Source organism: Psychrobacter sp. 16-MNA-CIBAN-0192 (assembly GCF_040309565.1).
GTDB lineage: Bacteria > Pseudomonadota > Gammaproteobacteria > Pseudomonadales > Moraxellaceae > Psychrobacter.
The window spans coordinates 30,929-50,591 of sequence record NZ_JBEOOX010000016.1 but is presented as its reverse complement, the minus strand read 5'-3'; the positions used below and the strand labels follow the sequence as shown (position 1 = coordinate 50,591).

Below are 19,663 nucleotides of genomic sequence, written 5' to 3'. Positions count from 1 at the left end.
GAGCTATTTTAGCCAACGCGTAACCATTATTTAACCCAAGCGAGTATCTTATCTGGCTGATTTTAGGATTTGATATCACTTAAAGCTAAATGCATACGTTTTAACCCTTCTAAGAGTAGCGCTTGCGGACACGCCACATTCAGGCGCATTTTTAGATGCCCTTCATTACCGTATTGAATGCCGGAACTTAGCTCAACTTTAGCGTCTCTTAGTGCATCATAAAGCATTTGGTTATCTTGACCATACGCTGAGCAATCCAGCCATATTAAATACGACGCTTCTGGACGCATGACCTTAATCTTGGGCAGATGCTCTTTTAAAAAGCATAAAGTTAGCTCAATATTGGCTTCGATATAAGATAACGCCTGCGCTAACCACTCGCTACCGTCTTCATAAGCACTACGAATCACTTCATAAGCAAATAAGTTAAGATCATGCTCATCACTTAAACGCTGCTGTTGGCTAATAGTTTCAATCAAAGCCTCATCTTTAGCAAAAATCATCGAGCATTTAATACCAGCCACATTAAAGGTTTTGGTCATTGCAGTAATGCTTACCATCTTGTGCTCATAGCCTTCTGCTAGCGTCAAGAAAGGGGTAAACGTGTGACCGCTTAAGGTTAAATCTTGATGAATCTCATCACTGACAATCGCTACGTTGTGCCTTTTACAAACCTCAAGCAGCGCCTTAAGCTCATCAGATGTCCACACGCGTCCACCCGGATTGTGCGGATTACAAAATAGAAAAAGCTTTACGCCATGCTCAATTATTTTGGCTTCGATATCCGCCAAATCGAGATAATAGCGCCCTTGAATTTCCGTTAATGGCGAGAGAATAAGTCGTCGACCATTATCCCTAACCTTCGACATAAAAGGCGTATAGATAGGATCATTGACCAATATCGCATCACCCCTCTCAGTCCATACTCGCATCATTAGCGCCAAACTTGGTACAACACCGGGGGAAAACAAGATATTGTGCTGCTCAAGCCACAAATTATAACGACTGCCATGCCAGTTAATAATCGCCTCGTACAAAGCCTCAGTGGGTTTGGTATAGCCCAATACGCCATGATGCAGCACGCATTCAATCGTATTTAAAATAGGCTGTGCTGCTTTAAAGTCCATATCCGCAACCCAAAGCGCAATGGTATCGTCGGTATAATGCCATTTAAGCGATCCGGTATGACGTCTGTCTATTATTTCATCAAAATTGTACAACATAGGTGACTCTCTTAAGGGGGTGGATTTTAAAGGGTGGCTTAAATTATCCACTATAACTACCTTAAATCCTAGCGCCCCTTAAACTCAGCCTCACGTCTCTCAACCATCGCCATTACACCCTCTTTTGCATCTTCTGAATGAAATAGCGGTGGCAAATAGCTATGAATATTGGCTAAGGCTGCACTTGTACCATTGCGACTGGCATCTTGTGCTGAGGATAGTAGTGCTTGCACGCCAAGCGGAGCTGCCGTGCAAATCTCTTTGGCAATGGTCAGGGCGCGCTCGTATTCTTCCCCATTTGGCACGACTTCACTAACCAGATTTAATCTATCCGCCGTTTGCGCATTGAAGCTTTTACCTGTTAATAGATACGGCATGGCTTTTTGCCAGCCTGCTGCTTGTACGAAGCGAACCGTTGCGCCGCCAAAGGGCATGATACCGCGCTGCACTTCCATTTGCGCAAAGTTGCAGTTATCACTAGCGATAACCACATCAGCATTTAACATTAGCTCAATGCCAGCGGTAAAGCAGGTGCCTTGTACGGCAACGACGACAGGTTTACTGCGTAATTTACCGCTAATCCCCCACGGATCAATTTGGCTATTATCAAAATCAAATGCGCCTTTATCCCATTTATCCTGCAGCTCCATGAGATCTAATCCGGCAGTAAAATGCTCACCATGGGCGAAAATTAATGCACAGCGCAGATTTTTATCATTTTCATAACGGGTGAGCGCGTCAGACAATTGCGCAATCATAGTGCTGTCAAAAGCATTGCGTTTATCAGCGCGATTGAGCCCAATCAGACAGATAGTATCTTGAATGTCATAGGTGATGCGATCCATGGCAGTGGTCATAACCTTATCCTTGTTGGTTGTTATTTTATAAGTCGCTATTGTCTTTTAAACATTGTTTTTTAAACAGTGTTGCAGCTTTTTAATATAGCCAGCCAGGTTACCTAACACAAGGTACTTTACTGTCTCTCTCGTTCAGCCTTTTATCGCTAATGCTTTTACCCAACAACTTCTAAAAGGATATCTAAATAGTCGCGCGTGAAATCTGCTACACTTATCGGTTATATCCACATATCGCAGCCTGAAACCATGACAAGTAAGCCTATGAACCGTCGCCCGACCGCCAATAATCACCGCAATCGCTCGCCTGAGACTGCCAAGAAATTAGGGCAGCTGCATCCGCGCAATCCGCACCAAGGTCGCTATGACTTTGCCGTTTTGACCCGCGCTTTGCCTGAGCTTGCCAAGCATACGATTACCAATCCTAATGGCGAACCGACGATTAATTTCTCAGATAGTGCAGCCGTACGCGTACTTAATCAGGCGTTACTGGCTCATTATTATGGTGTTAAATTTTGGGATATTCCGGAGGGCTATCTATGTCCGCCGATTCCGGGTCGTGCCGATTATATTCATTATATTGCTGATCTACTCGCGCAAACTACGCATGTGAATAAAGACAATACGCCACCGACTGGTAAAGAAATCCACGCCCTTGATATTGGTACCGGTGCCAGCGCGATTTACCCCATTGTTGGTAGTCAAAGCTATGGTTGGCGCTTTACGGCTTCAGACATTGATCCGATATCGGTCAATACCGCAGCGCTTATTTGTGAAACCAATCCTAAACTAAAAAGCGCAGTTAAAGTAAAACTGCAAACTGAGCCTAAGCGCATCTTTGCTAACATTATTGGTCGTCAAGATTACTTTGATGTGGTGGTCTGTAACCCGCCGTTTCATGCCTCATTAGAAGAAGCGATGGAAGCCAATAGCCGTAAGCAGCATAATCTGCAACGCCATCGTGGTAAGAATGAGAACGAACAAATCAGCCGTAGCTCAACAAAGTCTGGCAATGCGGCACAAAATCTAAACTTTGGTGGTCAGCATAAAGAGTTGTGGAGTGAAGGTGGTGAAATTGCCTTCTTGACCAAGATGGCAAAAGAGAGTCAAGACTTTGCTGAGCATGTTGGCTGGTTTACCACACTGGTATCCAAGTCAGAAAACGTAAAGCCTCTGCAATTGCTGTTAAAGCAACTTGGCGTCGCCCAAATGCGCATCATTGAAATGAGTCAAGGTCAAAAAAGCACTCGTATACTGGCGTGGCGTTTTAATACTGACGACGAGTAAGTAATAGTTAACATTTTAAGCAACTATGGTTTCACGTGAAACATAGCCCTTATTAAAAAGCACCACTCTTGTATTCAAAGTGGTGCTTTTTAATGGAGAAAACAAGCTTATATATTAAAATTAATTAACTAAAAAGCATTACTTTCAAGCCAATTAATATCAGCACCAGCCCACCTAACATTTCAGCTTTATCCTCTAGCCAAGTCCCAGAACGCTTACCTAAATAAACACCTACTAAGCTAAAACCCGCAGTCACTACAGCAATAATAAGACAGGCTAGCCACGCATTAATAGTCAATAAATTCAGAGTAAATCCCGCTGCCATAGCATCGATACTGGTGGCAATGGCTAAAGTAAACATCGTGCGATGATTGATATCACTGGTATTATTAGCAGTAGCAACGGCGTTTACGCTAATGTCAGCATTTTCTACCATTGCTTCAGCCTCACCAGTAAAGGCTTCATACAGCATTTTTCCGCCCAGCGCGATAAGAATAAAGCCGCCAATCCATGGTGCTGCAGCCGCCAGCCAACTCAGCATTGCCGCGCCCAGCAAGTAGCCGATAAGTGGCATGACACCTTGAGCGATGCCAAAGTACAGCGCAACATAGATAGCCAACCGTAAAATATAAGCCTTCGATTGCTTTTGGGACTTTGCGCCCAAGCCAATCGCTACCGCAAATGCATCCATTGCTAGCGCAATCGCTAGCAAAACCACTTCAAACATAACCCTTTATCCTTAATTTTTAATCCCTAAAAGTTTCACGTGAAACAAAATTATTATGATCTTCATTAAAAAACCACCGCCTTGATTGCCAAAGCGATGGTTTTTATTTTTAAATAATCATTGTCGTTTAAGACTAGGCATCTTAATTATATATCTAAGTTCGACACCGTTAGCGCATTTTCTTCGATAAAGATACGACGCGGTTCGACATGATCGCCCATCAAGCAGGTGAACATATGGTCAGCAGCAATGGCATCTTCAATCGTCACGCGTAACATACGACGGTTTTCAGGATCCATGGTCGTATCCCATAGCTGATCCGCATTCATCTCGCCCAGACCTTTATAACGCTGAACCGCCAGACCACGACGCGCCTCTAACATCATTTGCTGCCACAAATGATCAAAGTCGCGCACCGGAATATCTTTAGGCGCACCGCTGCTGCTTTCGCGGCGGATAAAGGCGCTGTCATCGAGTAACGTGTTCCATTCAGCCGATAAACGCAATAAACGGCTATATTCACCTGAGTTAATAAAGCCTGCATCAAGCAAGTAATGATGCGCCAATTGATGCACATAAACGGTGATACGTGGCAACCATTGGGCTTTTACTGGTGCTGCTTCAGCGTCAGAATTATCACCAGCTTCAACTTCAATGATAGGCTTCATACCGAGTAAATCAGCCGCTGCCGCATCCATATTTTTTGGTTGCGGGGCATGGATATTAACCAGCTCAATCTCAGGACTTAAGTCACTACCAAAATGCTCAAGCTGAACCTGTAGCGCATCCTTCCATACTTGCATGGCGTCTTTATCATGCGTCATATCAGTGCCAAGCTTCGGCGTATGCGTCAATGCATCCAATAACACCGCAGGATAACGAATTTGCAGGCGCGCTTTGATGAGCTGGGTTTGGTTATAATCGTTTAATAACGTCTCTAACGCTTGACCAGTAATCGCTGGCGCATCCGCATTGATATGCAACTTAGTGCTGTCAATCGTTGATGACAATAAATAAGCTTTTAGCGCTTCATCATCTTTTAGATACAGCTCTTGACGACCCTTTTTCACCTTATAAAGTGGTGGCTGAGCGATATAAATATAACCGCGTTCAATCAACTCTGGCGTTTGACGGAAAAAGAACGTTAATAAAAGGGTACGAATATGCGAGCCATCAACGTCCGCATCGGTCATGATAATGATTTTATGATAGCGAACTTTATCAGGGTTATATTCATCTGGACCGATACCACAGCCAAGCGCGGTAATGAGATTACCCACTTCTTGTGACGATAACATCTTGTCAAAACGGGCGCGCTCAACGTTTAGAATCTTACCTTTTAGCGGTAAAATCGCCTGCGTTTTACGGCTACGACCTTGCTTGGCTGAACCACCAGCCGAGTCCCCTTCCACAATATACAGCTCTGACAATGCAGGGTCTTTTTCTTGGCAATCCGCCAATTTACCCGGTAAACCTGCGATATCTAAAGTAGTCTTACGGCGCGTCATTTCACGCGCTTTACGCGCTGCATCACGGGCACGCGCGGCATCAATAATTTTGCTAGCAATCGCTTTACCAGCGCCTGGATTTTCTTGCAAGTAATCATTAAATTTATCGTGCATCGCTGATTCAACAGCGGATTTTACTTCGCTTGAGACCAGCTTATCTTTGGTTTGGCTAGAGAATTTTGGATCAGGGACTTTAACAGATACGATAGCCGTTAACCCTTCACGCGCATCATCACCGGTCGCAACGACTTTCTCTTTTTTAAAGAGATTTTCCCGATCCATATAGCTATTTAGGCAACGTGTCAATGCTGAGCGGAAACCTGATAAATGCGTACCGCCATCACGCTGCGGGATATTATTGGTAAAGCACAATACTTTTTCGTTATACGTGTCCGTCCACTGTAGCGCAACTTCAACACTAATACCGTCGTCTTGATTACTAATGAAATGGAAAACTTCATTGATGCCATCTTTACCAGCGTTAATATAGCTGACAAACTCAGACAAACCGCCTTTATGCTCAAACTCATGACGCTTATCAATGCGCTCATCCGTTAACACAATGCGCACACCAGAGTTCAAAAATGACAGCTCACGCAGACGCTTGGCTAAAATGTCATATTCAAAAACAGTGCCGGTGAACACCTCACTACTGGGGTAAAAGCGGATTTGTGTACCGGTTCTGTCCGTTGCTTCCATCGGTTGAATATCGCCATTAGGTACGCCATCAGTATAGGTCTGCTGATAATGAAAGCCTTCGCGCCAGATGTTCATCTCAAGATGCTTAGACAACGCATTAACCACAGACACACCGACGCCATGCAAGCCGCCAGATACTTTATAGCTGTTGTCATCGAACTTACCGCCCGCATGCAAGACAGTCATGATAACCTGTGCTGCAGATACACCTTCTTCTGGATGGATATCAACTGGAATACCGCGACCATTATCCATGACACTGACCGACTCATCTTCATGAATCACAATATCAATCTGGTCACAATGGTTAGCAAGCGCCTCATCAATCGAGTTATCAACGACCTCAAAGACCATATGATGCAAACCAGTTCCATCATCGGTGTCACCAATATACATACCTGGGCGCACGCGTACCGCCTCAAGACCGCGCAACACGCGGATATCTTTAGAACTATAATCGGACTCGCTGCTTGCGGTAACCACTTCAACAGTTACCTCAGGGTCGATGGGCTGAACACTAGTATCTGACATCAGTTGCTCGTTATCGGTAAATGAATCACTCATTGGTATTCCTTAATCAAGCCATATCAGCGGTTTATGACGCGCACACCTTTAGGTGATACCTCATGACGTTATCTTAGATTTTACAGCATGTAACGTTAAAATCTTTTATTGAAAACCAGTGGCAAGGCAGAAAAACAGATAGCCATTTTCTTAATCAATTAGCATTAGCAAAAGCCCGTTTTAATCACTTGGCTATATAACTAATTATTAAAAAGATATTGATTATCAACCACTTAGCGCTTTATTTATATTCATAATAAATATGATAAAGCCAATAGATAACTTACTGAAAATAGGACGAAAATAAAGCCTTATTTTAGCATTTTTTTGCCTCTAAGTCACTGTTTACTGATAGCCTAGTAACTACAGACGTATTACGGAATAATGATAAAAAATATTATGAAATAAGGAAGATATAAGAGGGAGCGATAGACAGAAAAGATAAATAGTAGATAGGAAAACTTTTGCAGGAAGATAGATAATAGTCATTGGATTTATAAAAATTAATATAACGTAATAAACAGGCAGAGAGTACATAAAGGTAAACTTTAACTTTATTAATCAAGCAAAATAACACCCTGTTTCACGTGAAACACGTTTGGCTCTGACCAGTATTTATAAATCTGCGGAAGAATATCTGTTGTCAAACTGGTCATAATAACCTGACAAGGCAGTTGCGCTAAAGTTGATAACAGAATGTCAATCGCCCTCTCATCTAGCTCCGCCGTAATGTCATCCAATAATACAATTGGGGTCGCGTTAGCATGATTAGACAATTGCGCTGGGTCTATAGCCTGTCCCGCATTCAGTAACAAGGGCAGTTGTGATAATCTCAGCGCGGTAATTAGTAATTTTTTCTCACCTCGTGATAGTATATTTGCTGCTTGCTCTTTAATGGCAGGCTCTTTAATAACAGTTTCCTTACTTGTAGGCTCTTTAGCTGCAACCCCTTTAAAAATATACGCTTCGTTCCCCGCTTCTTTTTTGCTTATTTCTGACTCTACAGAATTTATTGACCCAGCTTTACTTTGAGAGCGCCAATGCACATGAATATCCGCACGGTGGCTACCAATACGGGTATAACCCAGTTGCAAATCTTGCGGCAAGCGCTCAGCCAATTGCTCATCTAAAGGTATGCTCGTATCGTAGCCTGGAGTATAGCTTAAGCTTAATTGCTCAGCATAAGACGGCAATAGTTGCCGAATACTCTCTGCGAAATGAGGCTGCCACGCTTCAAAAATACGCAAACGATAATGGTGAATTAGAGCAGCATGATTGGCAAGCCCTTTATCCCAAGCTTTTAGCTCAGCGTGTTGATTATGAGAGAGGTGTTTGGTTTGTTTTAATAAGCTATTGCGCTGCTTAAGTAGACGTTGATAGGCAACCCATTGCGGATGAAAGCCTTGTTTCATGTGAAACACTAGCCAGTCCAATAACTGACGACGACTGGCACTGCCTTGCTCTAACATATCCATTGAAGATGGGTCTATGAGCAAAGTTGGCAGCTGTTCGGTTAAGATACTTTGATTATAAACCGTCGTTTGATTAAGACGTAATACGGTCGTTGCGTCCGCCTGTTTTTGAATCGCTAAGCTGCTACCATCAGTCAAGCTGGCATGAACCACAGCGGCAGCTTGATGATGCTGAACATAGCGTTTTGGTTGGCTATGACGGAAGCTTTTACCGCGCGATAATAAAAACACTGCCTCTAATAATGAGGTTTTGCCACTACCATTAGCACCAATAATGACATTACAAGCGCCTAATGGTAGGTTAATCTGCTTAAGATTACGCAGATGCGAGATTTGTAGACGTTCAATCATAATACTCACCGCATCTGCTTTATATTAGTATTGTTGCTTAACATCCAATGTTAGCTTTGAGCTTAATAACAGCGAAGCACCCAATAGCCATTTATCGTACTATTATCGACTCAATAATAACTATATGCGCATTGGCATAATGACATACTGATGAAACTCATCATTCAGCTGATTTACTAGTACCGAGGCATTAGATTGGCTCATATGCATCTGAACATCGCCTTGGGTTACTGATAGTACGTCTTGTAAGTAAGCGGCGTTAAATGACAGCTCCATTGGCTCACCTTGATATTTGGCTTGAATCATCTCAACCGCTTCATCCTGCTCGGCATTATTAGCACGCACTTCCACCATGCCATCACTAGCAAAATTAAAGACCACACCGCGAGATTTCTCATTACTTAAAATAGCCACACGGCGCAATACGTCAGTCATTTTTTCTTGATTAAATAGCGCCAACTTATCCGTATTACTAGGCATAACACGGCGATAATCAGGGAATTTCCCATCGATCAAACGAGCAGTAAATGTCACCATTAAATTCTGGCTGACTTGCCCCGTGCTGTCTACGTCACCAAACGGTAGGCTCACTTGTAAAAACTCACGCCCAAAGCTTAAAGTCACAATATTATCTTGCTCACCCAACATTTTACCAAGTTCAGAGGTTAAACGTTCAAGTTCAATGACCGCTTTACGAGGCAAAATCGCTTGCATACTTAAGTCAGCGTTAACATCAATCACGCTACGCGCCAATGCCAATCTATGCCCATCTGTCGCCACTGTTGTAAGCTGCTGTTGCGCCACATCAAACAACATGCCCGTTAAATAATAACGAACATCCTGTATCGCCATCGCAAATTGCGTTTTATGAATCAAGTCTGTTAAGCGGTTACGACTAATTGTCAGCGGGGTAATGTTTTCAGGAGTGCCCAAACTTGGATAATCGGTCGCAGGCAGCGTACCTAAAGTAAAGCGACTCTTACCACTTGTAAGTAAGCAACGCTCGTTTTCTTGAGTCGCCAGATTAATCTGCGCTTGCGCCGGCAATGATTTACAAATGTCTTTTAATTTTACCGCTGGCAATGTTATTGAACCTACTTCAATACACGCGCCTGCAGGCAATTGTAGCGTTGATGTCAACTCCACTTCTAAATCAGAGGCCGTCAAAATCAGCTCAGATTCAGTCAGCTGTAGCTTAATATTACCTAAAATCACCATATTATGGCGCTTATCAGCAGCCTTGGCGATCAAATTAATGGCTTTTAAAAACGATTCTCGATTGATCGATAATTGCATGCTAAGTTACTCTTAAATAAGTTACTCGTAAATGAGTGAATCTGTTACTGATTGGCTAATAACGTATAGTAGTTTATAGACGATATATTATTCGTCATTATAAACCATATTGACGAACGGCAACACCGAAAGCGGCATTTAGCCTGCTTGTAACATCATTGCCAATGACTTGTAGTCCTTATCAAATGCAGGATCAAGCGCGCGTAGCTCTGCTACTTTATCACAAGCATGCATGACCGTCGTGTGATCGCGCCCACCAAATGATTGACCAATCTCTGGAAAACTATTGTTGGTCAACTCACGTGCTAATGCCATGGCTATTTGGCGCGGACGAGCAATCATGCGCGTGCGCTTGCGACCCATGATATCTTTAATACTAACATCATAATATTCAGCGACTACCTTGCGGATATTATCCATATTGACCGCTTGCACACGCATAGCAACGATATCTTTCAAAGCATATTGCACCATCTCCAAAGTAATCGGTGCGCCAGTTAAATTAGCATTAGCGAATACTTGATTGAGCGCTCCTTCTAGCCGTCTCACATTTGACACCACGTTTTGAGCAATAAATAACGCACATTCTTTGGGCAAATTCATGCCAACCGAAGCTGCTTTTCGCTGCAAAATTTGAACACGAGTATCAATTTCAGGTGGTTCCACAGCCACCGTTAAACCCCATGAAAAACGCGAACGAAAACGCTCATCGAATTCAGTCATTTGTGACGGGTGACGATCGGACGCTAAAATCAATTGTTTATCGCCACTGGTAAAGTCAGCAAATAACGTTAAGAACTCATTACTACTTTTGGTCTTACCAGCTAGAACATGAATATCATCGACAATTAATAAATCTACCTTTTTTATTTTCTTTTTAAAATCTTCTATCTTATTATTTCTTAATGCATAAACTAATTGATTAATAAAATTTTCAGAAGTAAAATAATAAAACTTCTTATTATTTTTTAAATAGCGATCTGCAACAGAGTGCATTAAATGCGTTTTTCCCAAACCAGAAGGTCCATATATAAACAATGGATTGTGTCTATTTTTTGATTGGCGCTTACTAAGCTCATAACAGGCTTTATAAGCCAAGTTATTTGACTTTCCGGTTACAAACGTCTCAAAAGTGAACTCAGGATTTAAATAGCTCAACGATTTAGTATCGGCTGCCGCATCCAACATAGTCGAGTACGTGTAAGAATTATTGACTCGCACATCTTGAGGGTGAACACTAGAATTTGGCTCGATAGGGGAGGGAATAGTAATGGAGCTTACCGTCTGTAAGACTTTGATATTACTAGTTTCTTTTTCATCTACCGTCGATTCATTATGATGCGCATTATCGACACGTACTACAACAGCCTCAATGCTACCTTGACTGTGCTTAGCAACCAATTGCTCAATATTCTGTAAATGATTTTTTTGAATGTAGGAGACAAAATAATCATTAGGTGCCCTTACTACCAGAGTTTGACCCTCTTGATGCGCGGATAAGGGACGTAACCACATAGTAAATACATTATCTTTCACGCTATAGCGTAAATCCTCTAAGCACTTATCCCAAAGCATTGGCATGTCTGTCATTAAAATCGCTAACCTCATAAATTATAGTAAATGCTCTAATTAAGTTATGATATTCACTAACCGCATAGGAGCATTAATCTTATAAAAATCATAGAACTTGATACTTAAACAGGCTGCTAATTTAGCACAAACAGCCTGTGGATAACATGGTATTTTTTGTGGATAACCCTGTGGGTTGTTTTTTAGCTAACTAATAATATCGAGTTACCCACTATTGACCCACAGATTATCCACAGCCTTACCCATAGCGTAAATATATAATATTAAATGAAAAAACGCACTTAACCACAGAAAATAAGCCTCCCAACAACAACAATATCTATATATATATAAATCATAATAATTATTGAAACACAGGGTTTCTGTGGATAACTTTATCAGATTTAAATACATTGATACGATTTACAACGGCTTATTATTCTAAAAAAACAGGGCTTTTGAAACCAATATCAATATCAATATCAATATAAGTAAGTATGGACCGTTATCGTGCAAATACTGATTGTAAGAATCATATAATTCTGCGTATATAAACATGAGTTGAATTAGTTTATTGACCCAAATCAGTGAGAATGATATAATCCTGCGTTATTACGAATTTAGTCCATTATTTGATAGGTGAGTTATGAAACGTACATTCCAACCAAGCGTGATCAAACGCAAGCGTACTCACGGCTTCCGTGCCCGTATGGCAACGAAAAAAGGCCGTCAAGTACTTGCGCGCCGCCGTGCAAAAGGACGTCATCGTCTTACTGTATAAACTGGTTTATTAGTAGATACATACGATGTTTATGGTTTTAGTGCGTCATTGGAGTCTGTCATTTCTATATTATTGACTACACATGAAACACTAGCCATATATCGAAAGCGCCTATGTTGGCGCTTTTTTTGTCTCTTTATTTTGTTGATTATCTCTAGATTTCAACCTCTTTTTCTTAGGTTATCTTATGTCTGATCATAGCCAAACTACTTCTACTGCAAGCTTTACAAAAGCACAGCGTTTACTGACCCCTGCGGCCTTTCGTGAAGTATTTGATGCGCCTGAGCGTAAACTACATCAGAGCCATCTGATGGCATTTGTACGTAGCAGTACGATTACTCATGCGCGTGTAGGGATGGCAATAACCAAGCGTAAAGTACCAACAGCGGTTGCGCGAAACTTAATTAAACGTCAAATAAGAGAGATTTTTCGAGTACAAGCTTCTGAATTAGAAAATAAAGATATTGTATTTATTGTCAAAAAACCTATTAAAAATTTAAGTAATAAAGAACTAAAAAATGAAATAAGTAATATATTAAAAAAAATTAAAAATAAATAATATGTTTGATTTCAAAAATAATATTAATAATGTTACTTATTATTTATTGATTTATATAATAACTTTTTATCAAAAAATAATCAGTCCTATCATGCCAGCCCGCTGTCGATATTATCCAACTTGCTCAAATTATGGCAAACAGGCACTACAGTGGCATGGAGTGCGTACTGGCAGTTGGCTGTTATTAAAACGTCTTGCTCGCTGTCAGCCCTTTGGCGGACACGGGATTGATTTTGTACCTTTGCCTCTAGCCTCTTATAAATATTGCTACCAACCTGCACAAAGTATCAATACTGATTCTTATGTGTTATTTCAATCTTACACGTTGGGATGGGGAGTTTATCGAGATAGGTATAGCTATACGGCGCGTTTAAATCATCTGTTGAGGTAATGCGTATTTGTATAAATCATCACCGTTTAACAGCGCCTATCAGGTTAATTATACTGTTGGTATCATTTAAGGTGGTTTTTTAGTAAAATGATGACCATTTTATGTCAATGACAAGTGATGGCATGGTTTTGTCACATATAAACCATTGAATCTGAGTTACGACACAGACCCTAATTTTTCACTCTAGGATAGGTTTATGCAAAAGATATTTCGGGTGATGATCATCATTGCGATGCTAATCACCGCTTATCTACTGATTTTGGCGTGGCGTGATGATTACGCTAATGAGCCGGTTGTTGATGGGGTATCAGACGCTGCCGTTTCAGTAGGTGCAGATATTCCCTCGACAACGGGCGCGGCTGGCGATATTCCGGTACAGACGTTACCAGCCAATAGCGCAGTAGCTGCTAGCGGGTCGAACGCTGTTGCTAAGGATGCAGGACTTATCACGGTCACCACCGATCGTTATGATATTAAAATCAATCCGGTGGGCGGCGATATTGTTTATGCAGCGCTTAAGCAGTACGATGCGACACTCAATAGTGAGCAGCCTTTTGTATTACTAGAGAACAATAGTAATCGGGTTTATGTGGCGCAATCGGGTCTTATTGGACAAGATGGTATTGATACTGCCGAAGGTCGTGCCAACTATCGTCATACTGCCAACAGTTATCAGATGGAAAAAGGGCAGCAAACCTTATCTGTGCCGTTGACCTATCAAAAAGATGGCGTGACTATTACCAAAACCTTTACCTTTACGCATGATAAATATCCTATTGATGTCAGCTATCAGATTCAAAATGCGTCAGCGCAGCCATGGCAAGGTCAGTTGTTTGCGCAGCTAAAGCGCGATGATAGTAAAGACCCTGGTATGTCGGGTAAGGGTGCGCTGAGCATGGCAACTTATCTGGGCGGTGCTTGGGGTACGCCTGATGATCCTTATAATAAGTTGAAATTTGGCAAATTTAATGATGGCTCTTTAACCACAACCAGTGATAAAGGTTGGGTGGGTATTGTTCAGCATTATTTTGTATCTGCGTGGACACCTGAGAACTTTACCGGTAAATTCTTTAGCCGTGAATCGGGCAGTGATTATTTTATTGGCTTTAACAGTCAGCCGGTAAATGTTGCACCCAACAAGCAAGTGACGTTAAGTGCCACGTTATATGCTGGTCCAAAGGTTCAGTCTGAGCTAAAAGATGTGGCGGTCGGTTTGAATAAAACCGTCGATTACGGATTGTTATGGCCGATATCAAAAGTGTTGTTTGCTATTCTTGATGGGATTCATAAGATTATTGGCAACTGGGGTTGGTCTATTATCCTGTTGACCGTTTTGGTCAAGATTGCCTTGATGTGGTTTTCTAATAAGAGTTACTATTCAATGGCGAAGATGCGGGCGATTGCGCCGCGTCTGGCAGCATTAAAAGAAGAACATGGCGACGATCGCATGAAGATGTCACAAGAAATGATGGGCATCTACAAGGAAGAAAAAGTCAATCCAATGGCAGGTTGTTTGCCTATTTTAATGCAAATGCCTATTTTCTTAGCCTTATATTGGGTATTAGTTGAGAGTATTGAACTGCGTCACGCACCGTGGATATTATGGATTCAGGATTTATCAGCGATGGATCCTTGGTTTATTTTGCCACTACTGATGGGTGCATCGATGTTTGTACAGCAGCAGTTAAATCCGCAGCCAACTGATCCGATGCAAGCAAAAGTGATGAAGTTTTTGCCAATTATCTTTACCGCCTTTATGCTGTTCTTCCCAGCAGGCTTGGTGCTTTACTGGACAGTGAATAACTTATTTAGTATGACGCATCAGTATTTTGTCAATAAAAAAGTGGAAGAAGAACAAAAACTGCGTACGGTCAAAGTACTTGATTAATAGTAATTTAAGCTAATTAGTATCGAAAATAAAGAAACCATCGCACTTGCGGTGGTTTTTTTATGAGGTAGATTATTAAAGATGTTACCGAGCTGGATGATTAACCGTTTAATCCGTTTGTTTTAATTAAAAGCGATATTAATGACTCGTTATTAAATTTTATAGTAGAGCCAAAATAAACCTTGCTACAAGTTTGCTTTGTCAGGTTGCGTATAGCCGTCTATAATGAAGTTTTTAGCTACTGAGAGTTAGTGTGGATTCTGTCAAAGCGGGCTTAGCACCAGTTGCGTCATCTGAGCCATCTCATGCGTCCGGCATGACGACCATTGCTGCTATCGCAACGCCATTGGGTCGCGGTGGTGTAGGTATCATTCGTCTTTCAGGTGCCAAAGCCTATGCTATTGCCTGTCAATTAACGGGAAAATCTGGCTTTACTCCGAGATTGGCAAGTTTTTGCCGTTTTTATCAGGCAGATGGTACGGTTATCGATGAAGGGTTGGTGCTGTATTTTCGCGCTCCACATTCCTTTACTGGCGAAGACGTTATCGAGCTGCAAGGTCATGGTGGCATGATTTTGCAAAACCTACTGTTAGCACGGGTGTTTGAGCTGGGTGCCAAGCAGGCGGCTGCCGGTGAGTTTTCTTATCGTGCTTTTGATAATGACAAAATGGATTTGGTGCAAGCTGAAGCGATTGCCGATGCCATTGATGCAACCAGCGCGGCGGCGGCTAGTAGCGCCATTCGATCACTCAGTGGTGAGTTTTCTCAGCATATTAATCAGTTATTAGAGCAGCTGATTCATCTGCGGTTGCATGTTGAGGCGGCGATTGATTTTCCAGATGAAGAGGACGTAGATTTTTTATCTGATGGGGTGATTCAAAGTAAGCTTGAACAGACGCAACACCAAATTCAACAGGTATTAATGACGGCAAAACAAGGTCAGCTATTGCGTGACGGCATTCATGTGGTGCTTGCTGGCAGACCAAATGCAGGCAAATCAAGCTTGCTTAACCGCTTGGCAGGTCAAGAGCGTGCTATTGTTACTGATGTGGCAGGAACCACGCGCGATACCTTACAAGAAACGGTAGTCCTGAATGGTTTAACACTACATTTGACCGATACCGCAGGCTTGCGGGATACTGATGACACGGTTGAACGCATTGGTATTGCACGCGCGCGAACCGCTATTGAGCAGGCAGATATTCTGCTGATGGTCTATGATGTCACGCGTGATATTGATAATCATGCGACCCCATTGGAGCTGGCAGAGCACTTGTTCGGTGAGCTGCCCGCCGCTAAGCGTTTGCTGATTATTGCTAATAAAAGCGACTTATTGAATAATATTAATAATAATGAATATACGTCAACGACACAAATAGAGCTTAATAGTCGTGGCTATGAGCAGGTGCATGTTTCATGTGAAACAGGTGCTGGAATTACAGATTTAATCGAAACCTTATGTGCTAAAGTAGGTTTTCATCCGCCTGAAAACAGTTTGATAGCCCGTACCAGACATTTGGATGCGCTGAGACGCACGGCTGATTGTTTAGTAGACGCTCATGAACAATTAACTGTATTTCAAGCGGGTGAGCTGGTGGCAGAGAGTTTGCGCCATGCCCAGCAGCATTTGGGTGAAATCACGGGCGAATTTAGTGCCGATGATTTGCTTGGTAAGATATTTGGTAGCTTTTGTATTGGAAAATAAAGGGCGCTATTTAGTGTTTACTTAGCGGCGACTGATTATTATCACCGCTCATATTAACAAAGGAAAAGCGTATGCACTGTCCTTATTGTAACGCCTCAGAGACGAAAGTGATTGATTCTCGCTTGGCTGCGGAAGGGGCACAGGTTCGCCGCCGCCGCGTTTGTAGTGGCTGCCAAGAGCGCTTTACTACCTTTGAGATGGTCGAAGTCGTGATGCCGCGTATTATTAAATCCAGTACTAAAATTGAGCCGTATGATAATGAAAAGCTGCGCCGATCTATTCAATTGCCGTTGCAAAAACGCCCGATTACCATTGATGAGCAAGAAGCCATGATTAGCCGTGTGGAAAAACGCGTACGGCAAATGGGTGAGCGTGAAATCAGCAGTAAGGTATTAGGCGAAATTATTATGAGCGAGCTGAAAACCCTCGATGATGTTGCTTATGTCCGTTTTGCCAGCGTATATCGTGACTTTCAAGATATTGATGCCTTTCACCAAGAAATCGCTAATATTCGTCCCTTAGAAAAGCAAGATGAGTAAGCGTAACAATTGCTATGAACCTTTTTATTCTTTAGATTAGGGTAAGCCTTTTATGTCCCTGTTAGAGCATGCACAAACTGCCACAGACCGCTATTTTATGATGCTAGCTATTGAGCAGGCTCAGCGCGGACAATATACCGCGCGCCCAAATCCAGCTGTTGGCTGCGTTATCGTACAAGCAGACGTTGTGGTTGGACAAGGGTTTCACCCGAAGGTTGGTCAGCCGCATGCTGAAGTCTTTGCGCTTGATGATGCAGGTAGTAAGTCTAATAGCGCAACCGCGTATGTCACCCTAGAACCTTGTAGTCATACTGGACGCACGCCCCCGTGTGCACTAGCGTTGATTAAAGCCGGTATTAAACGAGTCGTCATCGCTGGACTTGACCCTAATCCGCAAGTAGCCGGACGTGGCGTCAGCTTATTACAACAGGCAGGCATTGAAGTTACAGTGGGCATCATGACAGAGCAGGCTGAAGCATTAAATCGTGGATTTTTAAAGGCGATGCGGACGCAACTACCTTATGTCCGCTTAAAGATAGCAACCAGCCTTGATGGTCGAACGGCTATGGCATCAGGGGAGTCTAAATGGATTACCTCAGCAGCTGCACGTGAAGATGTTCAGCAATTGCGTGCTCAAAGCGCTGCGATTATTACTGGTAGCAGCACGGTTATCGCGGACAATCCACAGCTCAATGTACGCTCGACCAGACTCGGATTTGCCCTAGAAGACATCCCTGCGCCTAAGATAGTGATACTCGATAGGCGAGAGCGCTTAGCACATGATGTGCATTCTGATTATCACTTGTGCCGTCATACTGATAGCTTGTATTGGCGCGACGATAATCTGCCAAAGCTACTGGCTACATTAGTTAGCGACTATCAGTGTTATGACATTTTAGTGGAAGCTGGCGCCAGTGTTGCCGGTAGCTTTTTGAGTCAGCAATTGGTAGATGAGCTGATTGTCTATCAAGCGCCTTGCTTACTGGGTGTACAGGCACGAGCCATGGTAGATTTTAATCCTTTGGCATTAGCACAGCAGCTGCGCTTTCAATATGCTCATCAGCAACGAGTAGGCAATGATCTAAAGCTGACTTTATTGCCTCTCTAATAAATTCTAGGCAGTTATTTATTTCATGATTATTTAGGGATAAGCTGGGTATAACTATTAAGTTGGGTATAACTATGATGTCACGCTTCTAGTAATTTAATATTTAATCTTTAATCAGTGTGAATGAATTTATAAATTACAATAGGTTCCACATGAAACTGTGTATAACTTTATATCGGGTTCCATGTGAAACAGTCCAAGCTAAGATTGTTCTGAATTCATATATAAAAACCACTACTAATCAACATCTTATGTAATTTTAGTATTAACTATTCTTTGGTTGCTAGTATGGTAAAACTTGTGGATAACTCTTAATGTTAATGATTAAAGGCTTGTTTTTTACTAATAATCTATAAGTTATCCACAGCTTATACTATTAATCCATGATAATTATCCAGTCTTATTAATCTAAAATTCACTATTTATTATCATAATATCTATCTATAAAGGCAGAGGGCGCTATGTTTACTGGAATTATTGAAAGTATGGGCAACGTAAAAGCCATGCAGCCTATCGGCGGTGATATCCGCTTGGTGATTGAGTCTAATGGACTTGATTTTAGTGATGTGTCGTTAGGCGATTCTATTGCTTGTAATGGTATTTGCTTAACCGTGGTTGACCTCGGTAGCAATTACTATGCCGTTGATGTTTCACGTGAAACAATCTCGCGCACCGCACTTGAGGATTTGAAAGTAGGATATAAAGTTAATTTGGAAAAAGCGATGCTTCCAACCACTCGTTTTGGAGGTCATATCGTTGCTGGTCACGTTGATGGGGTGGGCATCGTGCGCAAGTTGCAACAAGATGCGCGCTCACTTTATATTGAAATTGAGGTTCCAGCCGAGATTGCCCATTTTACCGCAACCAAAGGGTCAATTACGGTAGATGGTATTAGCCTGACTACCAATCTGGTGCGCGATAATATTGTTTGCTTAAATATCATTCCCCATACCGCAGAGATGACCAATATTGCTGAATATTGGCTGGTGGGCAATAAAGTAAATATTGAAGTCGATATCGTCGCCCGTTATCTAGAGCGTCTGCTCAATAAGTCGCAGCCAAATACTTCCTCGACTACCAGTACGCTCACAGAAGCTTTTTTAGCGGACAACGGTTTTATGAAATAGAAGCATGATAATAAA

General features: G+C 42.1%; 16 protein-coding genes. 9 read left to right on the top strand and 7 right to left on the bottom strand.

The window, feature by feature from the left end; translation table 11 throughout:
- Nucleotides 1–62: 62 nt before the first annotated feature.
- Nucleotides 63–1,223, bottom strand: a complete 1,161-nt coding sequence (locus tag AAEY78_RS11245; RefSeq protein ID WP_352339433.1) for a MalY/PatB family protein — start codon at nucleotides 1,221–1,223, stop codon at nucleotides 63–65.
- Between the two features lie 68 nt (nucleotides 1,224–1,291).
- Nucleotides 1,292–2,080, bottom strand: coding sequence for a crotonase/enoyl-CoA hydratase family protein (locus AAEY78_RS11240; protein ID WP_352339432.1), 789 nt, complete (start codon nucleotides 2,078–2,080; stop codon nucleotides 1,292–1,294).
- Nucleotides 2,081–2,326: 246 nt separating this feature from the next.
- On the opposite strand from AAEY78_RS11240, the gene rlmF reads away from it, so the two are divergent.
- Complete coding sequence (gene rlmF / locus AAEY78_RS11235; protein WP_352339431.1) at nucleotides 2,327–3,364, top strand: 23S rRNA (adenine(1618)-N(6))-methyltransferase RlmF; 1,038 nt, start codon at nucleotides 2,327–2,329, stop codon at nucleotides 3,362–3,364.
- A 124-nt stretch (nucleotides 3,365–3,488) separates the two neighbouring features.
- On the opposite strand, the gene AAEY78_RS11230 is transcribed toward rlmF, so the two are convergent.
- The 5 genes from AAEY78_RS11230 to dnaA all read right to left on the bottom strand — a co-directional run bounded on the left by AAEY78_RS11230 (nucleotide 3,489) and on the right by dnaA (nucleotide 11,571).
- On the bottom strand, nucleotides 3,489–4,091 hold the full coding sequence (locus AAEY78_RS11230) for a manganese efflux pump MntP (protein ID WP_352339430.1): 603 nt from the start codon (nucleotides 4,089–4,091) through the stop codon (nucleotides 3,489–3,491).
- Nucleotides 4,092–4,237: 146 nt separating this feature from the next.
- Entirely contained in the window at nucleotides 4,238–6,829 is a 2,592-nt protein-coding gene (gene gyrB, locus AAEY78_RS11225) for a DNA topoisomerase (ATP-hydrolyzing) subunit B (protein ID WP_502943751.1), read from the bottom strand.
- Nucleotides 6,830–7,419: 590 nt separating this feature from the next.
- A complete protein-coding gene (recF, locus tag AAEY78_RS11220; protein ID WP_352339442.1) occupies nucleotides 7,420–8,685 on the bottom strand; it encodes a DNA replication/repair protein RecF in 1,266 nt (421 codons plus the stop codon).
- A 120-nt stretch (nucleotides 8,686–8,805) separates the two neighbouring features.
- Nucleotides 8,806–9,981, bottom strand: a complete 1,176-nt coding sequence (gene dnaN / locus AAEY78_RS11215) for a DNA polymerase III subunit beta (protein ID WP_352339428.1) — start codon at nucleotides 9,979–9,981, stop codon at nucleotides 8,806–8,808.
- Between the two features lie 138 nt (nucleotides 9,982–10,119).
- Entirely contained in the window at nucleotides 10,120–11,571 is a 1,452-nt protein-coding gene (dnaA, locus tag AAEY78_RS11210) for a chromosomal replication initiator protein DnaA (protein WP_352339427.1), read from the bottom strand.
- A 625-nt stretch (nucleotides 11,572–12,196) separates the two neighbouring features.
- Between dnaA and rpmH the strand changes: the two genes are divergently transcribed.
- From rpmH to AAEY78_RS11170, 8 genes are all read left to right on the top strand, one after another.
- Nucleotides 12,197–12,331, top strand: coding sequence for a 50S ribosomal protein L34 (gene rpmH / locus AAEY78_RS11205; RefSeq protein ID WP_007394757.1), 135 nt, complete (start codon nucleotides 12,197–12,199; stop codon nucleotides 12,329–12,331).
- A gap of 187 nt (nucleotides 12,332–12,518) precedes the next feature.
- Nucleotides 12,519–12,890 (top strand): ribonuclease P protein component, encoded by a 372-nt coding sequence (gene rnpA, locus AAEY78_RS11200; RefSeq protein WP_352339426.1) that lies wholly within the window; start codon nucleotides 12,519–12,521, stop codon nucleotides 12,888–12,890.
- Between the two features lies 1 nt (nucleotide 12,891).
- Nucleotides 12,892–13,281, top strand: a complete 390-nt coding sequence (yidD, locus tag AAEY78_RS11195) for a membrane protein insertion efficiency factor YidD (protein WP_352339425.1) — start codon at nucleotides 12,892–12,894, stop codon at nucleotides 13,279–13,281.
- A 196-nt stretch (nucleotides 13,282–13,477) separates the two neighbouring features.
- Nucleotides 13,478–15,169, top strand: a complete 1,692-nt coding sequence (gene yidC, locus AAEY78_RS11190; RefSeq protein ID WP_352339424.1) for a membrane protein insertase YidC — start codon at nucleotides 13,478–13,480, stop codon at nucleotides 15,167–15,169.
- A gap of 316 nt (nucleotides 15,170–15,485) precedes the next feature.
- A complete protein-coding gene (mnmE, locus tag AAEY78_RS11185) occupies nucleotides 15,486–16,874 on the top strand; it encodes a tRNA uridine-5-carboxymethylaminomethyl(34) synthesis GTPase MnmE (RefSeq protein WP_352339441.1) in 1,389 nt (462 codons plus the stop codon).
- Nucleotides 16,875–16,945: 71 nt separating this feature from the next.
- A complete protein-coding gene (gene nrdR / locus AAEY78_RS11180) occupies nucleotides 16,946–17,413 on the top strand; it encodes a transcriptional regulator NrdR (RefSeq protein WP_352339423.1) in 468 nt (155 codons plus the stop codon).
- A gap of 52 nt (nucleotides 17,414–17,465) precedes the next feature.
- On the top strand, nucleotides 17,466–18,521 hold the full coding sequence (ribD, locus tag AAEY78_RS11175; RefSeq protein WP_352339422.1) for a bifunctional diaminohydroxyphosphoribosylaminopyrimidine deaminase/5-amino-6-(5-phosphoribosylamino)uracil reductase RibD: 1,056 nt from the start codon (nucleotides 17,466–17,468) through the stop codon (nucleotides 18,519–18,521).
- 461 nt (nucleotides 18,522–18,982) lie between these two features.
- Entirely contained in the window at nucleotides 18,983–19,648 is a 666-nt protein-coding gene (locus tag AAEY78_RS11170) for a riboflavin synthase (protein ID WP_352339421.1), read from the top strand.
- Nucleotides 19,649–19,663 lie beyond the last annotated feature (15 nt).

What these genes read in the sequence shown, in the direction of transcription:
- AAEY78_RS11245 (WP_352339433.1), bottom strand. Translation starts at nt 1,223, where the DNA reads ATGTTGTACAATTTTGATGAAATAATAGACAGACGTCATACCGGATCG.
- AAEY78_RS11240 (WP_352339432.1), bottom strand. Translation starts at nt 2,080, where the DNA reads ATGACCACTGCCATGGATCGCATCACCTATGACATTCAAGATACTATC.
- rlmF (WP_352339431.1), top strand. Translation starts at nt 2,327, where the DNA reads ATGACAAGTAAGCCTATGAACCGTCGCCCGACCGCCAATAATCACCGC.
- AAEY78_RS11230 (WP_352339430.1), bottom strand. Translation starts at nt 4,091, where the DNA reads ATGTTTGAAGTGGTTTTGCTAGCGATTGCGCTAGCAATGGATGCATTT.
- gyrB (WP_502943751.1), bottom strand. Translation starts at nt 6,829, where the DNA reads ATGTCAGATACTAGTGTTCAGCCCATCGACCCTGAGGTAACTGTTGAA.
- recF (WP_352339442.1), bottom strand. Translation starts at nt 8,685, where the DNA reads ATGATTGAACGTCTACAAATCTCGCATCTGCGTAATCTTAAGCAGATT.
- dnaN (WP_352339428.1), bottom strand. Translation starts at nt 9,981, where the DNA reads ATGCAATTATCGATCAATCGAGAATCGTTTTTAAAAGCCATTAATTTG.
- dnaA (WP_352339427.1), bottom strand. Translation starts at nt 11,571, where the DNA reads ATGACAGACATGCCAATGCTTTGGGATAAGTGCTTAGAGGATTTACGC.
- rpmH (WP_007394757.1), top strand. Translation starts at nt 12,197, where the DNA reads ATGAAACGTACATTCCAACCAAGCGTGATCAAACGCAAGCGTACTCAC.
- rnpA (WP_352339426.1), top strand. Translation starts at nt 12,519, where the DNA reads ATGTCTGATCATAGCCAAACTACTTCTACTGCAAGCTTTACAAAAGCA.
- yidD (WP_352339425.1), top strand. Translation starts at nt 12,892, where the DNA reads ATGTTTGATTTCAAAAATAATATTAATAATGTTACTTATTATTTATTG.
- yidC (WP_352339424.1), top strand. Translation starts at nt 13,478, where the DNA reads ATGCAAAAGATATTTCGGGTGATGATCATCATTGCGATGCTAATCACC.
- mnmE (WP_352339441.1), top strand. Translation starts at nt 15,486, where the DNA reads ATGACGACCATTGCTGCTATCGCAACGCCATTGGGTCGCGGTGGTGTA.
- nrdR (WP_352339423.1), top strand. Translation starts at nt 16,946, where the DNA reads ATGCACTGTCCTTATTGTAACGCCTCAGAGACGAAAGTGATTGATTCT.
- ribD (WP_352339422.1), top strand. Translation starts at nt 17,466, where the DNA reads ATGTCCCTGTTAGAGCATGCACAAACTGCCACAGACCGCTATTTTATG.
- AAEY78_RS11170 (WP_352339421.1), top strand. Translation starts at nt 18,983, where the DNA reads ATGTTTACTGGAATTATTGAAAGTATGGGCAACGTAAAAGCCATGCAG.